Annotated in this window: 26 protein-coding genes and 1 pseudogene; 15 read left to right on the top strand and 12 right to left on the bottom strand. The window is 67.9% G+C overall.

Annotated elements, in window-relative coordinates:
- The first annotated feature begins 64 nt into the window (after nt 1-64).
- Both uxuA and ASE86_RS16610 read left to right on the top strand, forming a co-directional pair.
- Nucleotides 65-1,240: a mannonate dehydratase gene (uxuA, locus tag ASE86_RS15245; protein WP_235524140.1), complete on the top strand. Its 1,176-nt coding sequence runs from the start codon at nt 65-67 to the stop codon at nt 1,238-1,240.
- Between the two features lie 13 nt (nt 1,241-1,253).
- Complete coding sequence (locus ASE86_RS16610) at nt 1,254-1,439, top strand: winged helix-turn-helix domain-containing protein (protein ID WP_056428808.1); 186 nt, start codon at nt 1,254-1,256, stop codon at nt 1,437-1,439.
- 104 nt (nt 1,440-1,543) lie between these two features.
- On the opposite strand, the gene ASE86_RS16655 is transcribed toward ASE86_RS16610, so the two are convergent.
- The 4 genes and pseudogenes from ASE86_RS16655 to ASE86_RS15225 form a co-directional block, all read right to left on the bottom strand.
- Nucleotides 1,544-1,678 (bottom strand): hypothetical protein, encoded by a 135-nt coding sequence (locus tag ASE86_RS16655; protein WP_268795331.1) that lies wholly within the window; start codon nt 1,676-1,678, stop codon nt 1,544-1,546.
- A 9-nt stretch (nt 1,679-1,687) separates the two neighbouring features.
- Nucleotides 1,688-2,074: pseudogene (locus ASE86_RS15235) on the bottom strand (ATP-binding protein); the annotation flags it as partial.
- Nucleotides 2,075-2,093: 19 nt separating this feature from the next.
- Entirely contained in the window at nt 2,094-2,327 is a 234-nt protein-coding gene (locus tag ASE86_RS16160; RefSeq protein ID WP_056428802.1) for a hypothetical protein, read from the bottom strand.
- A 15-nt stretch (nt 2,328-2,342) separates the two neighbouring features.
- Entirely contained in the window at nt 2,343-3,842 is a 1,500-nt protein-coding gene (locus ASE86_RS15225) for a YifB family Mg chelatase-like AAA ATPase (protein WP_056428799.1), read from the bottom strand.
- 98 nt (nt 3,843-3,940) lie between these two features.
- Here ASE86_RS15225 and ASE86_RS15220 point away from each other — a divergent pair, with 98 nt between their 5' ends.
- From ASE86_RS15220 to ASE86_RS15190, 7 genes are all read left to right on the top strand, one after another.
- Nucleotides 3,941-4,225, top strand: coding sequence for a hypothetical protein (locus tag ASE86_RS15220; protein WP_235524139.1), 285 nt, complete (start codon nt 3,941-3,943; stop codon nt 4,223-4,225).
- A gap of 85 nt (nt 4,226-4,310) precedes the next feature.
- The gene (rpmH, locus tag ASE86_RS15215) at nt 4,311-4,445 is read left to right on the top strand and encodes a 50S ribosomal protein L34 (RefSeq protein WP_029724273.1); all 135 of its coding nucleotides are present in this window, start codon (nt 4,311-4,313) and stop codon (nt 4,443-4,445) included.
- Entirely contained in the window at nt 4,442-4,792 is a 351-nt protein-coding gene (rnpA, locus tag ASE86_RS15210; RefSeq protein WP_082441982.1) for a ribonuclease P protein component, read from the top strand. The genes rpmH and rnpA overlap by 4 nt, the downstream gene beginning before the upstream one ends.
- A 142-nt stretch (nt 4,793-4,934) precedes the next feature.
- Nucleotides 4,935-5,147: a membrane protein insertion efficiency factor YidD gene (gene yidD / locus ASE86_RS15205; RefSeq protein WP_056428794.1), complete on the top strand. Its 213-nt coding sequence runs from the start codon at nt 4,935-4,937 to the stop codon at nt 5,145-5,147.
- A 21-nt stretch (nt 5,148-5,168) separates the two neighbouring features.
- Nucleotides 5,169-6,875, top strand: coding sequence for a membrane protein insertase YidC (gene yidC, locus ASE86_RS15200; protein WP_056428791.1), 1,707 nt, complete (start codon nt 5,169-5,171; stop codon nt 6,873-6,875).
- A complete protein-coding gene (gene yihA, locus ASE86_RS15195) occupies nt 6,872-7,534 on the top strand; it encodes a ribosome biogenesis GTP-binding protein YihA/YsxC (protein WP_056428788.1) in 663 nt (220 codons plus the stop codon). The genes yidC and yihA overlap by 4 nt, the downstream gene beginning before the upstream one ends.
- 33 nt (nt 7,535-7,567) lie before the next feature.
- The gene (locus ASE86_RS15190; protein ID WP_056428785.1) at nt 7,568-8,233 is read left to right on the top strand and encodes a glutathione S-transferase family protein; all 666 of its coding nucleotides are present in this window, start codon (nt 7,568-7,570) and stop codon (nt 8,231-8,233) included.
- 9 nt (nt 8,234-8,242) lie between these two features.
- Here ASE86_RS15190 and ASE86_RS15185 read toward each other — a convergent pair whose 3' ends face one another.
- Entirely contained in the window at nt 8,243-8,707 is a 465-nt protein-coding gene (locus ASE86_RS15185; RefSeq protein WP_056428784.1) for a cupin domain-containing protein, read from the bottom strand.
- Between the two features lie 11 nt (nt 8,708-8,718).
- Between ASE86_RS15185 and dapE the strand changes: the two genes are divergently transcribed.
- A complete protein-coding gene (gene dapE, locus ASE86_RS15180) occupies nt 8,719-9,846 on the top strand; it encodes a succinyl-diaminopimelate desuccinylase (protein ID WP_235524138.1) in 1,128 nt (375 codons plus the stop codon).
- A 3-nt stretch (nt 9,847-9,849) separates the two neighbouring features.
- Here dapE and ASE86_RS15175 read toward each other — a convergent pair whose 3' ends face one another.
- From ASE86_RS15175 to ASE86_RS15160, 4 genes are all read right to left on the bottom strand, one after another.
- Entirely contained in the window at nt 9,850-11,529 is a 1,680-nt protein-coding gene (locus tag ASE86_RS15175) for a putative bifunctional diguanylate cyclase/phosphodiesterase (RefSeq protein WP_056428776.1), read from the bottom strand.
- An 81-nt stretch (nt 11,530-11,610) separates the two neighbouring features.
- Entirely contained in the window at nt 11,611-12,123 is a 513-nt protein-coding gene (locus ASE86_RS15170) for a Smr/MutS family protein (protein WP_056428773.1), read from the bottom strand.
- 25 nt (nt 12,124-12,148) lie between these two features.
- On the bottom strand, nt 12,149-13,456 hold the full coding sequence (locus ASE86_RS15165; RefSeq protein WP_056428770.1) for a murein transglycosylase A: 1,308 nt from the start codon (nt 13,454-13,456) through the stop codon (nt 12,149-12,151).
- A gap of 132 nt (nt 13,457-13,588) precedes the next feature.
- On the bottom strand, nt 13,589-14,239 hold the full coding sequence (locus ASE86_RS15160) for a Tim44/TimA family putative adaptor protein (RefSeq protein WP_156347215.1): 651 nt from the start codon (nt 14,237-14,239) through the stop codon (nt 13,589-13,591).
- 173 nt (nt 14,240-14,412) lie between these two features.
- On the opposite strand from ASE86_RS15160, the gene secB reads away from it, so the two are divergent.
- The 4 genes from secB to ASE86_RS16680 all read left to right on the top strand — a co-directional run bounded on the left by secB (nt 14,413) and on the right by ASE86_RS16680 (nt 18,253).
- Nucleotides 14,413-14,922, top strand: coding sequence for a protein-export chaperone SecB (gene secB / locus ASE86_RS15155; RefSeq protein ID WP_056428764.1), 510 nt, complete (start codon nt 14,413-14,415; stop codon nt 14,920-14,922).
- A 59-nt stretch (nt 14,923-14,981) separates the two neighbouring features.
- Nucleotides 14,982-16,556, top strand: coding sequence for a murein biosynthesis integral membrane protein MurJ (gene murJ / locus ASE86_RS15150; protein WP_056428761.1), 1,575 nt, complete (start codon nt 14,982-14,984; stop codon nt 16,554-16,556).
- A 2-nt stretch (nt 16,557-16,558) separates the two neighbouring features.
- A complete protein-coding gene (gene trpS / locus ASE86_RS15145; RefSeq protein WP_056428758.1) occupies nt 16,559-17,563 on the top strand; it encodes a tryptophan--tRNA ligase in 1,005 nt (334 codons plus the stop codon).
- Between the two features lie 81 nt (nt 17,564-17,644).
- Nucleotides 17,645-18,253: a methyl-accepting chemotaxis protein gene (locus ASE86_RS16680; RefSeq protein WP_056428754.1), complete on the top strand. Its 609-nt coding sequence runs from the start codon at nt 17,645-17,647 to the stop codon at nt 18,251-18,253.
- A 114-nt stretch (nt 18,254-18,367) separates the two neighbouring features.
- Here the strand turns inward: ASE86_RS16680 and dnaA are convergent, their stop codons facing one another.
- The 3 genes from dnaA to mutM form a co-directional block, all read right to left on the bottom strand.
- Nucleotides 18,368-19,771, bottom strand: coding sequence for a chromosomal replication initiator protein DnaA (dnaA, locus tag ASE86_RS15135; protein ID WP_235524137.1), 1,404 nt, complete (start codon nt 19,769-19,771; stop codon nt 18,368-18,370).
- 453 nt (nt 19,772-20,224) lie between these two features.
- On the bottom strand, nt 20,225-20,488 hold the full coding sequence (rpsT, locus tag ASE86_RS15130; RefSeq protein WP_056428749.1) for a 30S ribosomal protein S20: 264 nt from the start codon (nt 20,486-20,488) through the stop codon (nt 20,225-20,227).
- Between the two features lie 92 nt (nt 20,489-20,580).
- Nucleotides 20,581-21,393 carry a bifunctional DNA-formamidopyrimidine glycosylase/DNA-(apurinic or apyrimidinic site) lyase gene (gene mutM, locus ASE86_RS15125; RefSeq protein WP_056428745.1) on the bottom strand — a complete coding sequence of 271 codons (813 nt, stop codon included), beginning with the start codon at nt 21,391-21,393 and terminating at the stop codon, nt 20,581-20,583.
- A gap of 56 nt (nt 21,394-21,449) precedes the next feature.
- On the opposite strand from mutM, the gene ASE86_RS15120 reads away from it, so the two are divergent.
- Nucleotides 21,450-22,181 (top strand): class I SAM-dependent methyltransferase, encoded by a 732-nt coding sequence (locus tag ASE86_RS15120; RefSeq protein WP_056428742.1) that lies wholly within the window; start codon nt 21,450-21,452, stop codon nt 22,179-22,181.
- Nucleotides 22,182-22,209: the final 28 nt, after the last annotated feature.

Raw genomic sequence — 22,209 nt, 5'->3', positions numbered from 1 at the left:
GCCGCGTGGTCGAAATTGCTTGCGACGGTCGGACCTTGGACGCCGGGATGCCCGCCTGATGCGCATGATCCAGTCCATGCGCTGGTTCGGCCCGAGCGATCCCGTTTCGCTCGCCGGCATCCGCCAGGCAGGGGCGACCGCGGTGGTCACCGCCCTGCACGATATCCCGAACGGGGTCGTCTGGCCGCTGGAGGGCGTCCGCGACCACAAGGCGATGATCGCCGATGCCGGGCTCGACTGGACGGTCGTCGAGAGCCTGCCGGTCGACGACGAGATCAAGCGGCGCGGCCCGCTCTGGGACGCGCGGATCGCGGCGTGGTGCGACAGCCTGCGCAACCTGGCGGCCTGCGGGATCGAGGTCGTGACCTATAATTTCATGCCGCTGCTCGACTGGACGCGGACCGACCTCGCCTGGACCATGCCCGACGGCGCAAGGGCGCTGCGCTTCGAGCCGGAGGCACTGGCGGCCTATGACATCCACATCCTGCGCCGGCCGGGCGCCGCGCAGGACTATTCCGCCGATATCGTTGCGGCCGCTGCGGCCCGCGACGCGGCGATGTCCGACGACAACCGGAGGGCGCTGGAAGCGACGGTCCTGGCGGGCCTGCCGGGCAGCGAGGAAAGCTTCGATTCCCGCGGCTTCCTCGCCGCGATCGACAGCTATGCGGATATCGATGCGGAACAGTTGCGCGCCAATCACGTCGCATTCCTGGAAGCCGTCTGCCCGACCGCCGATGCGCTGGGCATCCGGCTGGTCGTGCACCCCGACGACCCTCCCTTCCCGCTGTTCGGCCTGCCGCGTGTTGTCAGCACCGAGGACGATCTGGCACGCCTGTTCGCCCGCGTGCCCAACGTCTCCAACGGCCTGTGCTTCTGTACGGGATCGCTCGGCGTACGCGCCGACAACGATCTGCCCGGCATGGTCGACCGGCTAGGCAGCCGCATCGGCTTCCTCCACCTGCGCTCGGTCCAGCGCGAGGCCGGCGGCGCGTTCCACGAGGCCGCGCATCTGGAGGGCGATGCCGGGATGGCCGCGGTCGTCGCCGCGGTCCATCGCCTGTCGCTAGCCGAAGGGCGGCGGATTCCGATGCGCCCCGACCATGGGCACCAGATGCTGGACGACCTCTATCGCGAAACCAATCCCGGCTACTCGCTGATCGGGCGCCTGCGCGGCCTGGCCGAGCTGCGCGGGCTGGAAGCGGGGATCGCGCACGGCCTGACGGCGATGCGGCCGGCATGAAAGAACCAAGGCCGTGAAGCAGCGTCCCGAATCGCTGTACCAGCGCGTCGTCAACGCCATCGTCGCCGGCGTCGACGACGGCCGCTATGCGCCGGGCATGCGCCTGCCCGGCGAACGCGAGCTGGCCAAGGAATTCAACGTCAGCCGCCCTACGATCCGCCAGGCGATGAGCGCGCTCGAGATGCGCGGCCTGGTCTAGGCGCGTCACGGGTCAGGCTTCTATGTGACCGCGCCCCCACGCGCAGCCTCGCGCCCGACGAACTCGAACTCGGCGCGTTCGAGCTGCTAGAGGCGCGCGTCCTGTTAGAGGGCGAGGCCGCGGCCGTCGCCGCGACCGTCGTTGTCGACGACCTGCTGGCGGCAACCGAAGTCGAGGCGCTGAACCGCGCGCGATCCGAAATCGAGCAGCAGCGCGGCGCCCTGCGCCGACGCCCGCACGCCTGAGCGTCAGGCCCGCGGCGCCTGTCGACGGTAGCTGAGCGCTTCCGCCACATGGATGCGCCACACCCGGTCCGCCCCCGCCAGGTCGGCGATGGTGCGGGCGACGCGCAGCACGCGGGTGTAGCTGCGTGCCGACAGCCGCATCGCCTCCGCCGCCTGGGCGAGCAGCGCGCGGCCCGCGTCATCGGGCGTGGCGTGGGCATCGAGCACCGGGCCGTCGGCCTCTGCGTTCGTTCGCGCGCTGTCCTCGGCGTAGCGCGCGGTTTGGATCGCACGCGCGGCCGCGACGCGCGCCGCCACCTCGGCCGAGCCCTCGGACGGCGGCGGAAGGACCAGGTCGGCGGCGCTGACCGCCGCGACCTCGACGTGCAGATCGATACGGTCGAGGAGCGCAACGGTTTTCAGGTTGGGGTCACTTGAACAAGGGCCCGCCAACGATGCCGATCTTCGAGCTCAGATGGATGGGCAGCGCTTGTGCGAGACCAAACATCTGATCGTCAGGCAAAGGCGCAAAGACCAGCACGGAGATACCATCGTCGACTCGCTCGATCCGCAATGGTAGAAAGCCTCGGGCAGTGACATGGGCCACAGCCGCAGCTTCATTGTCAGCAGCCACGCTGAAGTAGGTTTCAGTTGGTTCACTCACAGGCTGCCTCCCCCTTCAGTTCGTCGGAGCGCGCCGACGATAGCTCAGCGCCTCTGCCACATGAGCACGGCTGATCGGCTCGACGCCCGCAAGATCGGCGATCGTGCGGGATACCCGGATTACACGGTGAAAGCCGCGAGCAGACAAACGCATCGCTTCCGCCGCTTGGGCAAGGAGCTTGCGAGCGGGTTCGTCAAGGACGGCTACCCGCTCCAGTAAGTCGCCATCGGCTTCCGCATTCGTTCGCACGCTCGTTCCCGCGTAGCGCTCCCGCTGAACGGCACGCGCTGCGGCAACACGCACGGCGACTTGCGCAGACCCTTCGCTCGGCGGCGGCAGGACCAGGTCGGCGGCGCTGACCGCCGCGACCTCGACGTGCAGATCGATGCGGTCGAGAAGCGGGCCCGACACCTTGGCCTGATAGTCCGCCGCACAGCGCGGCGCGCGGGCGCAGGCGAGCGCAGGGTCGCCCAGATGCCCGCAGCGGCACGGGTTCATCGCCGCGATCAGCTGGACGTTGGCGGGAAACGTCACGTGCGCATTGGCCCGCGCGACGCTGACCGTGCCGGTTTCCAGCGGCTGACGCAGCGAATCGAGCACCGCACGCTGGAATTCGGGGAGTTCGTCGAGGAACAGGACTCCCAGATGCGCCAGGCTGACTTCGCCCGGCTTCACCCGCAGCCCGCCGCCGGTCAGCGCGGCCATCGACGCGGAGTGATGCGGGTTGCGGAACGGCCGCGTCCGGGTCAGCCGCCCGCCGGTCAGCGTCCCCGCGACCGACTGGACCATCGACACTTCCAGCGCCTCGGCCGGGTCGAGCGGCGGCAGGATGCCGGGCAGGCAGGCCGCCATCAGCGACTTGCCCGACCCCGGCGGTCCGACCATCAGCAGATTGTGCCCGCCGGCCGCCGCGATCTCCAGCGCGCGCTTGGCGGTCTCCTGACCCTTCACCTGTTTCAGGTCGGGGCCGAAGCCGGGCGCCTCCGCTTCGCCAGGCTGCGGCGGCGAGAGAAGTTGCTGGCCCTTGAAGTGGTTGAGCAGGTCGGTCGCGGCCAGCACCTCGACCGATCCGGCCCATGCCGCCTCGGGCCCTTGCGCGGCGGGGCAGACCAGCCCCTTCCCTTCGGCCGAGGCATGGAGTGCCGCCAGCAGCACGCCGGGCGACGCCTGGATACGGCCGTCGAGCCCGAGTTCGCCGACGACAACATAGTCGCTCAGCGTCTCGGCATCGACCACGCCCATCGCCGCCAGCAGCGCGAGCGCGATCGGCAGGTCGAAATGCGATCCTTCCTTGGGCAGGTCGGCGGGCGACAGGTTGATGGTGATCCGCTTGGGCGGCAGCGCCAGGCCCATCGCGGCGATCGCGCCGCGCACCCGCTCGCGGCTTTCCGCCACCGCCTTGTCGGGCAGGCCGACGACGACGAAGGCGGGCAGCCCGGCGACGAGCGTGCACTGCACCTCGACCCCGCGCGCCTCCAGCCCGAGATACGCCACGGTCGAGACGATCGCGACCAAGCCTGCCCCCTTCCCCAAATTTCACCGACGACCATAGCGCAACAATTGTCCGCTGGAAGTGTCTTGCAAGGTCAATACGCGCGCGCCACATCGCGCAAGTGAGTCGCCCCCGAAATCCGGCCCTGCGTACGGCCGCCCTGTCGCTGGGCGCGCTGCTGATTCTGGTGACGCCGCTGGTGGCTCTGTTGCCGGGGCCGGTCGGCATCTTCACCTTTGCCGGCGGGGCCGGGCTGGTCCTGCAGAATTCGCGCTGGGCGAAGTACCAGTTCGCGCGCGGCAAGCGGCGGTTTCCGCGCACCGGGCGGCTGGCGGACCGGGCCTTGCGCCGGGCGTCGGCACGGCGACGCAGGGCGCGCGAACAGGCGGCCGCGAGCGTTGACTAACATTGCGCTCTTGCCTATGGGAGCCGCCGACGTGGCCGTCCCGTGTAGGCGGCCTTTTGACATTTTGACGAATTGGGAATGAACGATGAAGCGGACCTTTCAGCCGAGCAACCTGGTGCGTGCACGCCGTCACGGCTTCCGCTCGCGGATGGCGACGGTCGGCGGTCGCAACGTGATTCGCGCCCGCCGCGCTCGCGGCCGCAAGAAGCTGTCGGCCTGAGCCACGGCGCACTCGCGCGGGTCACGACCCGCGCGGACTATCTGAAGGCGAACGGCGGACGCCGGGCAGCGATGCCCGGCTTCGTGCTTTTGGTGTACCCGCGCAGCGACAGCGATCCGACACCGCGGATCGGGATCACCGTATCCAAGAAGGTCGACAACCGCGCGGTCGTCCGCAACCGGATGAAGCGGCGCTTTCGGGCGCTGGCCCGCGAGGTGCTGGCGAGCGAAGGCATCGCGGGCGCGGACCATATCCTGATCGGGCGCGGTGGCGCCGGGATCGAGCGGTCGTGGGACGACCTGCGCGCGGATCTGGTGAAGGCGATTCGCAAGGCGGCGCCGCGGTGATCCTCCAAACCCCTCGGTCGTCATTCCCGCGCAGGCGGGAATCAATTCTGGCTGAACGCAGTGGGCCTCATGACCTTCAGCGACTATTGATCCCCGCCTCCGCGGGGATGACGATCGTTGGCTTGGGGCCTGGGGCGCAGCAATGATCGCCCGCCTGCTCATGGCCCTCGCCCGCGGCTGGCAGCTTGGCCCCTCGCTGCTGCTGCCGGCGTCGTGCCGCTACAGCCCGTCATGTTCGGCCTATGCAATCGAGGCGCTTCGCCGCTATGGCGCGGCCAAGGGTAGCTGGCTGGCGGCGAAGCGCATTGCGCGCTGCCATCCGTGGGGCGGACATGGCCATGATCCGGTCCCGTAAAGAACGCGTCGGGGAAGACTTTTGAGCAACGACAACAAGAATTTCGTGCTGTTCGCGGCCCTGGCGGCGCTGATCCTGTTCGGCTGGCCGGTCATCACGCGCACCTTCTTTCCCGCCGCCAACCCGCCGGTGACGAAGATCGTCGACGGCAAGTCGAAGCCGCTGCCCAACCCGTCCGCCGACCCGACCGCCGATTCGCCGACCGCGATCCGCGACCGTGCCGTCGTACTGGCGGAAAGCCCGCGCGTGGCGATCGAGACGCCGACGCTGAAGGGCTCGATCAACCTCAAGGGCGCACGGATCGACGACCTGATCCTGACCAAGTACGACGAAACGATCGCGAAGAATTCGCCGCCGATCCGCCTGCTGTCGCCCGCCGGCACGACCGACGCCTATTTCGCAGGGTTCGGCTGGCGCGGGGCGAACGGCTTCGTGCCCCCGGCCGCAGATGCGGTATGGCAGGCATCGGGCCAGGTGCTCAGCCCCGGCCAGCCGGTCACGGTGACCGCGGCGAACGCGAGCGGACAGCGTTTTGCGATCCAGCTGTCGGTCGACCAGAACTATATGTTCACCGTCCGCCAGACGGTGGCGAACGCAGGTGGCGCACCGATCTCGGTCGCGCCCTACAGCTATGTCACTCGTGTCGGCGTATCGAAGGACGCCGACAGCTGGACGAACCATACCGGCCCGATGTCCGCGCACAACGGCGCGGCCGATTACGGCGTGAACTTCAAGGACGTCGACAAGGCACCGGTCAGCTTCACGTCGAAGGGCGGCTGGTTCGGCTTCGTCGACAAATACTGGCTGACCGCGGCGATTCCCGACCAGGGCGCAGACGTGACCGCGCAGTTCCGCGGCGGCGCGAACAAGACCTATCAGGCCGACTATACCGCCGCGCCGAAATCGGTCGCGCCGGGGGCCGCCATGGTCACGACCGGCCACTTCTTCGCGGGTGCCAAGGAAGTGAACCTGCTCGACCGCTACGAGGACACGCTGGGCATCCCCCACTTCGGCAAGGCGATTGACTGGGGCTGGTTCGAGGTGATCGAGAAGCCGATCTTCAAGTATCTCGACTGGCTGTTCCGCATGGTCGGCAACTTCGGTGTCGCGATCATCCTGCTGACGCTGACGGTGCGCGGAATCATGTTCCCGGTCGCGCAGAAGCAGTTCGCGTCGATGGCGGGGATGCGCGCATTGCAGCCCAAGCTGAAAGTGCTCCAGGAACGCTACAAGGACGACAAGCCGCGCCTGCAGCAGGAAATGATGGCGCTGTACAAGACCGAGAAGGTCAATCCGCTGGCCGGCTGCCTGCCGACGCTGATCCAGATCCCGATCTTCTACGCGCTGTACAAGGTGCTGATGCTGACGATCGAAATGCGCCACCAGCCGTTCGTGCTGTGGATCAAGGATCTGTCGGCGCCGGACCCGCTGACGCCGGTCAACCTGTTCGGCCTGCTGAACTTCACGCCGCCGCATTTCATCGCGATCGGCGTCATCCCGATCCTGCTCGGCATTTCGATGTGGGCGCAATTCCGCCTGAACCCGCAGCCGATGGACGAGATGCAGAAACAGGTCTTTTCGCTGATGCCGTGGGTGCTGATGTTCGTCATGGCGCCGTTCGCGGTCGGACTCCAGGTCTACTGGATCACGTCGAACCTGCTGACGATCGCACAGCAGCAGTGGCTCTATTCGCGCCATCCGGGCCTGAAGACGGCGGCGGCGAAGTGAGCGACGTCCCCACCCCGGCGGCGGAAGGCTTCGACCCCGAACTGGTCGAGGCCGCGCGCAAGACCTTTGCCGGTCCGATCGCGTTCCTAAAATCGGCCCCGGCGCTGGAGCATCTGCCGCCAATGGACGCGGCCGAAGTCGCGTTCGCCGGCCGGTCGAACGTCGGCAAGTCGTCGCTGATCAACGCGCTGACCAACCGCAATGCGCTCGCGCGCACGTCGAACACGCCGGGGCGGACGCAGGAGCTCAATTTCTTCGACGTGGGCGAGCCGCTCAAATTCCGCCTGATCGATATGCCCGGCTATGGCTTCGCCGAAGCGCCCAGAGATCTTGTCAAGAAGTGGCGGTTCCTGGTGAACGACTATCTGCGCGGCCGTACCGTGCTGAAGCGCGCGCTGGTGCTGATCGACAGTCGCCACGGCATCAAGCCGGTCGACCGCGAGATCATGGACATGCTGGACGCCGCGGCCGTCAGCTACCGCGTGGTTCTGACCAAGGCCGACAAGATCAAGGCGACCGCGCTGGCCGACGTGACGGCGAAGACCGCCGAAGAGGTCCGCAAGCGCCCCGCCGCGCATCCCGACATCATTCAGACGTCGAGCGAAAAGGGCATGGGCGTGGCGGAACTGCGCGCGGCCGTGCTGGAAGCGATCGGCTAGACACGTCCGGCCCCGCTCCCTACCCCTCGCCCCATGCTCAAGCTCATCATCGGCAACAAGGCCTATTCCTCCTGGTCGCTGCGCGGCTGGCTCGCGTGCAAGCAGTCGGGCCTGCCGTTCGAGGAAATGGTCGTCCCGCTGTACGACCAGGCATGGGAAAAGCGGCGCCAGGGCGACGAGTTCGCGCCGTCGTCGGGCAAAGTGCCGATCCTGTGGGACGGCGACTGCGTGGTGTGGGACAGCCTGGCGATCGTCGAATATCTGAACGAAGCGAGCGGCGGCGATAAATTCTGGCCGGCCGATCCCGCCGCACGCGCGATGGCGCGGTCGATGGCCGCGGAGATGCATTCGGGCTTCACTGCGCTGCGCCGCAAGCACAGCATGAACATCCGCCAGGTCTATGAACCCCGGCAGCCGGACGATGATGTTGTCGCCGACCTGCAACGCATCATGGAACTGTGGGCGCAGGCGCGCGCCCGCTGGGGCGGTGACGGCCAGTTCCTGTTCGGCGACTTCGGCGCGGTCGACATCATGTTCGCACCCGTCGTCACGCGGATCATCACGTACGGCCTGCCGGTCGCGCGCTTCGCTCCCGCGTACATGAACGCCGTGCTGCAACACCCCTTCCTGCAGGACTGGATCGCCGCGGCGCAGGAAGAGGATTGGGTGATCGAGAAGTTCGAGCAGGCAGCGCAGTAGCCCGCCGGCTCACGGCGTCCGGTCGCGGCCGTACGGAGTCCCGTCCTTGCGGAAATACCCGTCGCCGCGGAAGATCATGTCGATGTCGGAATATTCGCCGTGGTCGTCCTCCGGACCCGCGCTGACCGCGACGAAAACGCAACGGGTGTCGCTGCGGTTCTGTAAATGATGCCCGTTGCGGTCGCCGGCGGGGAACGCCAGCACGTCGCCCGGCCGCACGATCGTCTCGCCGGCGTCATCGACCAGCACCGCTTCACCCGACAGCATCACGACCAGTTCGTCCTCACCCGTGTGCCAATGGCGCTGCGACGACCAGGCGCCCGGCGCCAGCGTCACATGGCTCGCCCCCAGTCGGGTGAAGCCGGCCACCGGCGCCATCCGCCGATAGCAGCGGCCGGCGACCGGGGCGTCGAAGGGCACGGGGTAGCCGGTGCGATTGGTCTGCGGGATTGCGTCGAGGTCAAGCTTGGGCAATGCGGCCTCCCATGTCCAACGGTCCCGATGTCCTAGCGCTGGCCAAGGCGCTGATCGACTGCGAAAGCGTCACGCCGGCCCGCGGTGCGGTGTTCGACGTGCTGGAGGCGGCACTGGTCCCCTTGGGCTTCGCAGTCGATCGCTTCGTCGCCGGCGATGCGCCCGATGGACCGGTCGAGAACCTGCTGGCGGTCCGCCCCGGCGAGGGCCCCCACGTCGCCTTTGCCGGCCATGTCGATGTGGTGCCCCCGGGCGCCGGCTGGACCGGCGATCCGTTCGTCGGCGCAGTGCGCGGCGACCTGCTCTACGGCCGCGGCGCGGTTGACATGAAGGGTGCGGTCGCGGCGTTCGTCGCGGCGTGCGGCGACCTGCCGACGCGCGGGACCGTCAGCCTGATCATCACCGGCGACGAGGAAGGGCCTGCCGTCCACGGCACCCGCGCGCTGATCGATCGCATGGCCGCGCGCAGGATCCGGCCCGACCTGTGCCTGGTCGGCGAACCGACATCGGCCGCACGGCTGGGCGACACCATCAAGATCGGGCGGCGCGGGTCGGTCAATATCTGGATCGAGGTGCCGGGGCGCCAGGGCCACGTCGCCTATCCGCATCTGGCCGACAATCCCTGTCCGCGGCTGGTCGCGGTGCTGGCGGCGATCGATGCGGTGGTGCTCGACGACGGTACCGACTGGTTCCAGCCGTCGAACATCGAGATCACCGATATCGAGGTCGGCAATCCGGCGACCAACGTCATCCCGGCGGCGGCACGCGCACGGATCAGCATCCGGTTCAACGATTTGCACACCGGGCAAGGCTTGGCCGACCGGATCGCGGCCGTCGTCGCGACCCATGCGCCGGGCGCGACGTGCCGTGCGGTGGTGTCGGGCGAGGCGTTCCTGACCCAGCCGGGCGCGCTGTCGACGCTGATCGGCGACGCGATTCGCGACGAACTCGGCATCGAGACGACGCTGTCGACGACCGGCGGGACCAGTGACGCGCGCTTCCTGTCGCGGGTGTGCCCGACGATCGAGTTCGGCCTGCTGAACGCGACGATGCACAAGCTGGACGAAGCGGTCGCGATCGATGATCTGCGCGCGTTGGAACGGGTGTATCGACGGTTCCTGGCGACCGCGCTGGCCTGACCTCTACGCCGTCAGCCGCACCCGATCGATTTCGGCCCGCGACCAGGTCAGGAAAGCCGCCTCCGCCATCGGTTCGGCGACGGCATAGCCCTGGATCACGTCGCAGCCGATGATGCGCAAGACATCGGCCTGATCCAAGCGCTCGACACCCTCGGCGACCGCTTCCAGCCCCAGGCCGTGGATCAGCCCGACCAGTGACTGGACGATGGCCAGCGCCTCGGGTCCTTCGGTCACCGTCGCGATGACGCTGCGGTCGAGCTTGATGCGGTCGATCGGCAAGGTGCGCAGGCGCGCGAGGTTCGAATAGCCCGTGCCGAAATCATCGATCGCGATCGTCGCGCCGTCGGCGCGCAACGCCGCGATCGCTTCCACGACCTCGGCGGAGCAGCGCATCGCCATCGTTTCGGTAATCTCGAGTTCGAGCAGCGACGCCGGCGCGCCGGCGGACCGCATCGCATCGCGCAGGCGATGGAAGAACTGGGCATGGTCCAGCTCGCGCTGGCTGACGTTGACCGCCAGGCGATGATCGACCCCGATCGCGCCCCAGCGGCGGATCGTCGCGGCGACCGAGCCGATGACCCATTCGCCGATCTCGACGATCAGGCCGCTTTCCTCCGCCCGGTGCAGGAAGGCGCCGGGCAGGCGCTCCTCGCCCGACGGGTGCCGCCAGCGCAGCAGCGCTTCCGCTGCGACGACACGGCGATCGGCCAGACCGACCTGCGGCTGGAACACCAGCCCGAACTGTTCGCGGTCCAGTGCGTCCCGCAGGTCGCATTCCAGCTGCGCACGGTCGGCCAGCTCCTCGGCCAGCCGGTCGGAAAATTGCTCCGCCCGACCACGACCCGTGGCCTTGGCGTGATACATCGCCGTGTCGGCGGCCCGCATCAGCTCGGTCAGCGTCTCGCCGTGATCGGGGCGGAGCGCGATGCCGATCGATGCGCCGATCGTCACATCCTGGTTGGCCAGGTCGAACGGTTCGGTCAGCGCGAACAGGACGCCCCGCGCGATGCGGTCGGCGTCGCCGACCCGTGTCAGCCGGGGGTAGAAGATCGTGAATTCGTCCCCCGAAAGCCGGCCGATCAGGGGGCGCGACGCTTCCCCCTCCCCTACGAACCGCTCCGCCACCACGCGCAGCCGGTTGGCGACCATCGCCAGCAACTGATCGCCGACCGCGTGACCCAGCGTGTCGTTGACGCGCTTGAACCGGTCGAGGTCGATGAAGAACAGCGCGGCGCGCGCGTCGAGCGGCAGGTCGATCAGCTGGCATTCGACGGCCCGCCGGAAATGCGTGCGATTGGGCAGGCCGGTGACCGGGTCGAACAGCGCCAGTCGCTGCACGCCGTCGATATGGGTATGGAGCTGTTGAAACAGGTCGGCCATGGCGTGGGCGAGCGGCGGCGCATGGGTGACGACCACCATGGGCACATCGGCCTCCAGGTCTCCCTTCGCCGCGGCGACCAAGCGGTCGATGGCGGCGTCCAGCGCGGCGGCGCTCGTATTCAGGCTGCGATAGACGCTGAACCAGCACAGCGTCGCGCACACGACACCGGCGATGGCCGCGTGCGTCATCCCGCGTCCGTCGGAGAAGCCATGGCCCATCGCCAGCAAGGTCAGGACGAAGGCCATCGCCCCGGCACCGATCGCGTAAAATCCCGCGCGATTGATGAGCGACGTACTGGCCATGTCGGACGCGCGCGATCCCCCGTCGGACGGCACCTGCCGCTCCGAAGAGGGGCATGTATCAACGGGGAAGGTTAAGAAACTTTACCGCGGCCGCTTCAGAATGATGTAAATTGCGCCATTCCCGCCGTGACGCGGATGCGCCCCACGCACCGCGGCGATGCGGTCGCCGTGACGCGACGCGGCCAGCCAGTCGCCGACTGCCGCGCGGATGGCACCCCGCGCGTGCGGCCGTTCGGACTCGCGCGGCGGCGGCTTGCCGGTCACCAGCAGGACGACGCGGTCGCCGGTCGCGATGGCGCGGGCCAGCGTTTCGTCCAGCAAAGTATAGGCGCCCTGCAGGCCCAGGCCGTGCAGGTCGACCGAGCGGTCCGGCGACACCAGCCCGCGTGACAGCCGCCGGTCCCACGACGCGTCCAGCGTGGCCGCATCGATCGGCTTCGGCGCAGGCTTGCGCGCCGGCGCAGCGGCGGTCCTGGCGAGCGCGGGCGCACGGACCTTTTGCGGATGCGTCATGACGGGCGACACCGGCGGCGACAGTGACGGCGCACCCAGCGTTAACGGCGCGCGGCCCGCGAGCGGCCGGACGCCCGCCATCACCTTGCGCCAGAGCGCAGATTCGTCAGGGGAGAGGCGACGGTTCGACACGCGGCATACCCCCCTGCAACCGCGCAAGCGTGCCCGCGGGCAGCAGCAGGAACGCGGTCCCGCGCGCCGCCATGCCGCCCGCCGTCGCGCGCGCCGTATCGCCCGCCCCCCAGAAGGTGTCGACGCGGTTCGCGCCCTTGATCGCGCCGCCGGTGTCCTGCGCGATCCAGAGACCATTGGCATCGGCGCGGTCCATCGACAGGAAGACGGGGGCGCCGAGCGGTATGAACTTGGGGTCGGCCGCGACACTCGCCCCGCCGACGACGGGCACGCCCATCGCGCCCAAGGGGCCCGGCCCCGTCAGTTCGCGGAAGAATACGAAGCTCTTATTCTCGCGCATCAGGTCGGTGCCGGCCTGGCCGTTGCTGCGGATCCAGCCCATCAGACCCTGCATCGACGCCTGCCCGGGCGTCAGCAGCCCGCGCTGGCGCATCAGTGCGCCGATGCCGGTATATTCGCGGCCGTTCTGGCTATCGTAGCCGATCCGCATCACGCCGCCATCGGGCAGGCGCAGACGGCCCGAGCCCTGGATTTGCAGGAAGAAGAATTCGACAGGATCGGCGGCATAGGCGATTTCCAGCCCGCGACCGGCCAGCGCGCCTTCCTCAATCTGGGTCCGGTCGTAATAGGGTACGAAGCTGGCACCATCCACCCGGCCGCGGATGCGCTTGCCCTTCAGGTCGGCGGAAAACAGCCCCAGGTCGACTTCGACCAAATCCTTGGGCTTGGCATAGACCGGCGTCTGGTACGCACCGCCGCGCGTGCGCGATCCGGCGATTTCGGGTTCGTAATAGCCCGTCGCGAAGGCCTTGCCGTCGGCGATCTGTACGCTCTCGAACCAGCGCGCAAAGAAGCCCAGCGCGTCGCGGTCGGACGCCTGGCGCGCGGCGTCGCAAGCCGGCTGCCAGTCGGCGCCGCGGGTCAGGCCCGACACATCGGTGCGGCGGACGAGTGCGGTGCACGACGTCCGGAACGCCGACAGCGCGGCGGCGGCATCGTCGGCCGGAACGGGCAACGAGGCGATCGGCGGACCGGCGACGAGGCCCGCCGCCGCAGCCGTCGTGACGCCTGCGGGTGTCGGTTGACCGGGCATCGGCAGCATTGGGGTGGACGGCGTCGGCTGGCGGACCGGCACGGTCGATTCACGGGGTGCCGGATAGCTCGACTGCGATCGGGGTGCGGGCGCACGGCTGCCGACCGGTTCAGGCGCTGCGGGAACGATGGCGTTGGAGCAGGCGGACAGGAGGCTCGCCGTCAGGCCGGCGACGATCAAACGCTTCATGTAACCTCTTGGGAACGCATCACGGCCGGACTACCGCCCGGCCGCCATAAAGCATCGGCGCCGGGATAGGAAACACCACCGATACCGTGAAACTGCACCATAGCTCCCGCGCAGGCAGGAACACGCGGGTCCTCACGCCTCGTCGGTATCGGCCAGTTTCCAGTTCGGATCGCTTGCCTTCAGGTCGCGAACGAAGGTCCATTCGTCGTGCGTCTCGACCGCATCGGTCATCGACCCGGCGATGACGGTGCCGTCCTTGTCGCGCGTCACCGCGGCGATGTCGGCGTCGAAGCGCACGGTGATCCGCGCGACCTTGCCGGTCAGCGATGCATCGATGATCGCGGCGCGTTCGATCGACACAAGGCGATTCTCCAGCGTCTCGCCGGCGGCGTCGCGCGCATCGATCGCGCCTTCGAATTCGCCGCGGACATTGTCCTCGACCAGGAAGGCCAGCGTTTCGCGGTCACCCTTCCAGAACGCCTCCAGCACCATGCGGTATGCACCCTTGGCGCCTTCGATGAACTGCGCGACGTCGAAGCCCGAATCCGCCTGGACGATCTGGCGCAGGCCACCCTCGGCACCCGTCTCGACGGCGCGCGGGCCGCTTTCCCGTACTTCCGGCGTCACGTCGATCGTGCGGGGCACGGCCTGCGCGACCGGGCGATCCTCGGCGGCACGCGGCAGCGGTTGCTGCTCATGGCCCGTCCGCTTGCCGAGCACGGAATACAGACGGAGCGCCAGGAACGCCGCAACCATCGCGAGCAGGATGACGTAAACTAACACCGGACCTCCGAACACTGAACGCCTTACATAGTCCCGGCAGCGGGCGAGTTCAAACCGACGCTGCCGCCGTTGAAACCGCCGCCCTGCCCTGCTAGGCGCGACGACGATTTTTTCGCACGTCGCCCCTGCCAACGCGTCAGGCGCGCGTGCGTTGCCTAACAGGGAATTAGCACATGGCCGACGATTTCAGCGCCACCGGCGAACCGATGAGCAACGGTGCCGACACCAGCCCCGTCGCGGGCGTGATCTCGCAGTATATCAAGGACTTCTCGTTCGAGAATCCGAACGCCCCGGCGATCTACCAGTCGGCCGGCGGCGCGCCGAAGATCGACATCGGTTTCAACATCGGTGCCGCGCAGGTCGGCGAGGACGTGCATGAAGTCGTCCTGAAGATCGATGCCAAGGCCGAGACCGACGACGGCACCGTCGCCTTCGTCGTCGACCTGACCTATGCCGGGCTGTTCGGGCTGCGCAATATTCCCGAAGAGCATGTCCAGCCGTTCCTGCTGGGCGAAGCGCCGCGCATCCTGTTCCCCTTCGCCCGCCGCGTCGTCGCGGATGCGGTGCGCGACGGCGGCTTCCCGCCGCTGATGCTGGACCCGATCGATTTCGGCCAGCTCTACCTCCAGCAGCTGGCGCAGCAGGAGCAGCTCGCCGAGGGCGAGCCGGCGGGCCAGGCGTAAGCCTTTGCAGCATATCCTCCCGTTCGCGCTCGAGCGAACGGGGGAGTGTTGATCCGCGCATGAACCTCGTCCGCGCCCTGGGCTCGATCGGCGGGCTGACGCTCGCCAGCCGCGTGCTGGCGCTGGTCCGCGACTCGCTCCAGGCGACCTATGTCGGCGCGAGCTTCGCGTCCGACGCGTTCCTGGTCGCCTTCCGCCTGCCCAACATGTTCCGCGCCTTCTTCGCCGAAGGGGCGTTCACCGCCGCGTTCATCCCGATGTTCAACCGCAAGGTGAGCGAGGCGGGCGGCGAGATGGGGATCGCGCTCGCCTTTGCCGAACGCGCGATGGCGGTGCTGTTCGCGATCCTGGTGCTGTTCACCGTCGTCATGCTGGCAGCGGCCTGGCCGATCACCTGGGCGCTGTCGGGCGGCTTTTCGAAGCAGGCCCCGTCCCCGGAGCAGTTCGACTTCGCCGTCACGCTGTCGCGGATCACGATCCCCTATCTGATGCTGATCAGCCTGGCCTCGCTGCTGGGGGGCATCCTGAATTCGCTCCAGAAATTCTGGGTCAATGCGGCGGCTCCGATCCTGCTCAACCTGGCGATGGTCACCGCGCTGGTCGTCTTCCACGGCGACCCGTACCAGACCGCGCAGGCCCAGGCGGTGGCGGTTCCGATCGGCGGCGTGTTGCAGCTCCTGTGGCTTGCCTGGGCGTGCCGCCGCGCGGGCGTGTCGCTGAAGCTGCGCGCGCCGAAGCTCGACCCCGAAGTCCGCGCGCTGCTGAAGCTCATCCTGCCCGCCGCGGCCGGTGCCGGTGCCGTGCAGATCAACCTGCTCGTTTCGACCGCGCTGGCCGGTTACCTGCTCGACGAAGGCTCGATCTCGTACATCTATTATGCCGACCGGCTGAACCAGCTGCCGCTGGGACTGATCGGCATCGGTCTTGGCACCATCCTGCTCCCGACCGTGTCGCGGCTGCTGACCTCGGGCCGCGAGGCCGAAGCGATGGCGACGCAGAACCGCGGGATCGAGCTTGCGCTGTTTCTGACCCTCCCCGCGACCGCCGCGCTGATGATCGCTGCCGAACCGATCGTGCGCGGCCTGCTCCAGCATGGCCAGTTCACGCCGGAAGATACGCAGCGCTGCGCCTGGGCGCTGTCCGCCTTCTCGGCAGGACTGCCGGCCTACGTCCTCATCAAGGTGCTGACGCCCGGCTTCTATGCGCGCGAGGACACCCGGACGCCGGTGCGCTTCGCAACGATCTCGGTCGGCGTGAACCTTGTGCTCAACCTCGCGCTCATCCCGCTCATCAAGCATGTCGGCCCGCCGCTGGCGACCGCGATCGCCGCGGCGGTCAACCTCGCACTCCTCTACCGCACGCTGCGCCTGCGCGAACACTTCGCGCCCGATGCGCAGGTGAAGCGCCGGGTGCCGCGCCTGCTGCTGGCGGCGATCATGATGGGGGCGACGCTCTATGCCGGCCAGCGGATGCTCGACCCGTGGCTGCTCGGCAGCATCTGGGAACGGTTCCTCGGCCTCGCGCTGCTGGTGGGCGCCGGCGGCGGCATCTATGTCCTCGCCTGCTTCGCGACCGGCGCCTACCGCCTGACGGACATCAAGCAACTCACCGCGCGCCGCGCGACGAAGGACTGACCATGCGTATCCTCTCCGGCATCCAGACCACCGGCAACCTGCACCTCGGCAACTACCTCGGCGCGATCAAGCAGTGGGTGTCGATGCAGGACGCTGCCAGCACGGATGGGGGAGAATGCCTGTTCTTCCTGGCAGACCTCCACTCGCTGACCGGCAACATCACCCCGGCTGAACGCACCGCGACGACGCTGGAGATGGCCGCAACGCTGCTGGCGGCCGGCATCGACGACCGGTCGATCCTGTTCAACCAGGCCCGCGTGCCCGCGCACAGCGAGCTGTGCTGGATCCTGCAGGGCACCGCGCGCATGGGCTGGCTGAACCGCATGACCCAGTGGAAGGACAAGGCAGGCAAGAACCGCGACGGCGCGCCGGTCGGACTTTTCACCTACCCCGTGCTCCAGGCCGCCGACATTCTGGCCTATCAGGCGACCCATGTACCCGTGGGAGAGGACCAGAAGCAGCATCTGGAGCTGACCCGCGACATCGCCGAGAAGTTCAACACCGACTTCGGCGTCGATCTGTTTCCGCTGCCCGAGCCCCTCATCTCCAAGGCCGCGCCGCGCATCATGAGCTTGCGCGACGGCAGCGCGAAGATGTCGAAGTCGGACCCCAGCGACATGAGCCGCGTCAACCTGGTCGATCCGGACGACCTGATCGTCCAGAAGTTCAAGAAGGCGCGCACCGATCCCGATCCCCTGCCCGACAGCTTCGACGCGCTGGCGACCCGTGCGGAGGCGAAGAACCTTGTCACCATCTATGCCGCGCTGGCCGACATGACGCCGCAGGCGGTGGTCGATCGGTTTGCGGGACAAGGCTTCGGAGCGTTCAAGCCCGCGCTCGCGGATCTCGCGATCGCCACGCTCGCGCCGATCCGCGACCGGCTGGTCGCCCTGCTGGGCGACAAGCCCGCGGTCGCCGCCGAACTCGCACGCGGTGCGCTGCGGGCGCAGGCGCTGGCCGCCCCGACGTTGCGCAAGGCGCAGGATGCAGTCGGTCTGCTCGTCTGAGCATCGAGCCTCGCGTGCCTAATGTACGTTAATCGTATTTTGCGTATTTTATCCTAGCCCCGATTCACGAGGCGAGGACGAATGACGCAGGCACGCGGCAGCATCGAAGCGGCATGGACCGCGATCAACCGGTCCCAGGCGGTCGTCGAATTCACGCCGACTGGGACGATCGTCGAGGTCAATCCGCTCTTCTGCACACTGTTCGGCTATGCGCGATCGGCCCTGATCGGGCAGCATCACCGCATCTTCTGCGACGCCGATTATGCCGCGTCGCCGGCCTATGCCGAATTCTGGCGGACGCTGAGCCGCGGTGACTTCGACCAGGGTGAGTACCGTCGGCTGGATGCACACGGCAACGTGCTATGGCTGCAGGCGACCTATAATCCGGTGCTCGGTCCCGATGGCCGTCCCGACCGCATCCTGAAGATCGCCACCGATATCACCGCGGCCAAGCGTACGGCCTGCGCGCTCGAGGAAATCATGGGCGAGGTCGACGGCATCGTCCGCACGATCGGCACGATCGCCCAGCAGACCAACCTGCTTGCGCTGAACGCGACGATCGAAGCGGCCCGGGCCGGCGACGCGGGACGCGGCTTTGCGGTGGTGGCGACCGAAGTGAAGAAGCTGGCGACCGACACGCGCCTGGCGACGGATCGCGCCGCGGAGATGATGGCCCGGCGCGCGCTTTAAGGACGACGGATTGACCACGGCCCTTGACGCCACGTCGTCAGACGGACCGGCTGTCCCGCACCGCTGCCCGACGTCGCGACGCCTCGAATGGCTGACGCAGTGCGAAGGCGTCCGTCAGCGCTCCAGTTGCCGCAGCAGCGTGTTCACCGCGCTGTCGACATCGCGGTCGGTGCCGCGCAGTTCCTCGATCCGGCGCACCGCGTGGATCACCGTCGAATGGTCGCGGTTGCCGAACTTGCGGCCGATTTCGGGCAGCGAGCGCGTCGTCAGCCGCTTGGCGAGATACATCGCGATCTGGCGGGGTCGCGCGACCGCGACCGCGCGGCGGGCCGACAGCAAGTCGATCGTCTTCAGGTCGAAATGCGTGGAGACAGCCTTCTGGATCTCGTCGATCGTCACGCGCCGCTGGCTGCCGCGCAACTGGTCGCCCAGCACGCCGACCGCGAAGTCCATCGTGATCGCTTCCCCGTTCAACTGGGCATAGGCGACGACCCGGTTCAGCGCGCCTTCCAGTTCACGCACGCTGCCGGTGATGCGGCTGGCGAGCAGTTCCATCACGTCGTGCGGCACATCGGCGTCGGGGGCATCGGCCAGCTTGGCGTTCAGGATCGCGCGGCGCAGCTCCAGCTCGGGCGACTTGATATCGGCGACCAGGCCCGATCCCAGCCGCGACAGCAGCCGCGGCTCGATGCCGTCGAGGGTCATCGGGCTGCGATCGGCTGCGATCACCAGCCGCTTGCCCGCCCCCATGAACTCGTTGACCGTGTGGAAGAATTCCTCCTGCGTCGAATCCTTGCCCGAGATGAACTGCAGATCGTCGATCATCAGCAGGTCGACGCCGCGCAGCCGTGCCTTGAAGGCATGGGTATCGCGGGCGCGCAGCGCCTGGACGAATTCGAACATGAACCGTTCGGCCGGCATATAGAGCGCGGTCGCATCCGGGCAGGCGTCGAGGAACGCCTGGCCGATCGCGTGCATCAGGTGCGTCTTGCCCTGCCCGGTGCCCGAGTGGAGGTACAGCGGGCTGAACCGCGGGCGGCCCGGCTCGGCAAGCGCGCGGGCGGCGTTGAACGCCACGCGGTTGGACGCATCGACGACGAACCGGTCGAAGGTGAAGCGCGGGTCGAAGCTCGGACGCTCGGCGCTCCGGATCGCAGCCTGTGCCGGCGCCGGAACGGGTGCGGGCGACGGCGCAGGCGCAGGCGCATCGATCGTCAGCGCGCGCGGCTTCGTCTCGCTGACCGTCTCGACCGACACCGACCGCAACTGCGGCAGGAACACGCGGAATTCATGGAACAGGCGATCGGCGTAGTGGCTCTTCACCCACGTCGTCATGAACGCGCTGGGCAGGCCGATACGGACCTGATCGGCATCGCTGCCGTCGATCAGCGTCGCAGGCTTCAGCCACTGGTCGAACAGGCGCTGGCCGGCCGAGTGGCGCAGGTTCGTGCGCACGCGCGCCCAGGCTTTCGCCACGGCGTCGTCCGCATCCCCGATCCTGGCCAAACCAAATGCCACGCGCGCAATCCTTCCCCGCGAGGCCCGCGCAAATGCGCCAGCCCCCCTGTTCTCAACCGACAAGTGTCCCCCGAGCCGGAACGCCTGTCCCGACCCAAAATGCCCCGAATCTGTCAAATGCCGAGCCAGCGACCGCCGACCGGAGGGCCGTTGTGTCGCGACTGAACGAGTCGATCAACCCGCGGGGCCGTCAAGAAACTGAAATAAAGCGGATTGACTCACGCATTTGCGTCGGAAAAATTTCTTATCCAACGATATCAGCATCTTATCCGGAACCACACCCATCAGTCCGCGCGAATCGCGGTAAAAGCTGGATTCCCCAAATCGGACCTTTTCGCGCGTTCTCACCCCGTTCCGCCGACCGTCAGCGGACACGAAAATGGCCCCGCCGGAGTATCCCGACGGGGCCATAATTCAGATCAACCGTTCAGCGCCGAACCGGCGCCGGCAGCCTCAGCCGAGGGCGGCGAGGCGCTTGGTCAGGCGCGAGAACTTGCGCGACGCCGTGTTCTTGTGAAGCACGCCCTTGGCGACGCCGCGGGCCATTTCCGGCTGAACCTGCGCGATCGCGGCGGTAGCGGCTTCCTTGTCGCCGGCGGCCAGTGCCGACTCGAGCTTCTTCACGAAGGTCCGGATACGGCCGATACGGTTGCCGTTGACTTCCGCGCGACGCTCGTTGCGACGGATGCGCTTCTTCGCCTGAGGCGTATTCGCCATTACGTTCGGTTCCTGCTGTTTTGAAGGCGCGCGGACAGTCTCCACGAGCCGGGAAAGCGGCGCCCTTACCGTGCAGTGGTGATTCGGTCAACCTACCGCTGGCACTTCGGGCACCAGAAGGTCGATCGACCGCCCTCGACATAGCGCGCGACCACACCACCGCATTCGCACGGCAGCCCCTCGCGCCCATAGACCTTGAACTGCTTCGAGAAATAGCCGAGCTCGCCATCCGGACGGGCATAGTCGCGCAAGGTCGATCCCCCCGCCGCGATCGCCGCATTGAGCACCAGATGGACGCCCTCGATCAGCCGCGCGAGCCTGGGTCGCGACACTTGCCCCGCGGGTTTCGACGGGCGGATGCGCGCTTCATACAGCGCCTCGCAGACGTAGATGTTGCCCAGCCCCGCGACGATGCGCTGGTCGAGCAGCAACTGCTTGATCGAGGCGATTCGCCCGTCGAACGCGGCGTCGAGATGCGCGGCGGTGAAGTCCGGCCCCAGCGGTTCTGGCCCCAGCGCGCGGAACGCGGGCCAGTCGGCAACATCCGCCGTCGGCACCAGATCGACCGATCCGAACCGTCGGGCGTCGTTCAGCGCCAACCGCCGCCCGCCATCCGTCTCGATCACCAGATGATCGTGCGCCAGCAATTCCTCCGGATCGACCCGCCACCGCCCGGACATACCGAGGTGGAAGATCATCGTGTCGCCACGATCGGTATCGATCAGCCCGTATTTCGCGCGCCGCGACAGGCCGGTGACGGTCGCTCCCGTCATCCGCTGCGCCAGCTCCGCCGGGAACGGGCGCCTGAGGTCGCCACGTCGGGTGACGACCGACGACAGGCGCTGGCCGTCGAGCACGGGCGCAAGACCGCGGACGGTGGTTTCGACTTCGGGAAGCTCTGGCACCGGACAGAGCTAGGTTGCGTTTGCGGGGGCCACAAGGCTTCGCTAGGGCGGGTGCCATGACTGACACCGTGTCCTTCGGCTATGAAGACGTCGCCCCGGAAGAGAAAACCAGCCGCGTCGGCGCCGTCTTCGCCAATGTGGCGAGCCGCTACGACCTGATGAACGACGCCATGTCGGGGGGCATGCACCGGTTGTGGAAGGATCGCTTCGTCGCGCGCGTCAAGCCGCGGCCGGGCGAGCAGGTGCTCGACATGGCCGGCGGCACCGGCGACATCGCCTTCCGCCTGGCGAAATCGGGTGCGAGCGTGACGGTGGCCGACATCAACCCGGCGATGCTCGAAGTCGGAATGGAGCGTGCGCAGGAACGCGGGATCGACGGCCTGGTCTGGACCGAGGCGAACGCGGAAGTTCTGCAATTTCCCGACCGCTTCTTCGATGCCTACACCATCGCGTTCGGTATCCGGAACGTGACCGATATCCCAAAGGCTTTGCGTGAAGCGCACCGCACGCTGCGGCGCGGCGGACGGTTCTTCTGCCTGGAATTCTCGACGACGACCTGGCCGCTGTTCGGCGATGTCTACGATGCCTATTCGCATAAGCTGGTGCCCAAGCTCGGCAAGCTGCTGGCGAACGACGAGGACAGCTATCGCTACCTTATCGAATCGATCCGCCGCTTCCCGACCATGCCGGCGTTCGAGCGGATGATCGGCGAGGCGGGTTTCGTACAGACGAAGGTCGAACCGCTGCTGGGCGGCCTGGTCGCGATCCATTCGGGCTGGAAGATTTGATGGCTCTTCTGCAATCCTCCCCGGCACG

Origin of the sequence: Sphingomonas sp. Leaf33 (assembly GCF_001421785.1) — a bacterium.
In the GTDB taxonomy this organism is placed as follows: Bacteria; Pseudomonadota; Alphaproteobacteria; order Sphingomonadales; family Sphingomonadaceae; genus Sphingomonas.
Note: the sequence above shows the minus strand (reverse complement) of the source record. Positions and strands in the feature narration are given on the sequence as shown.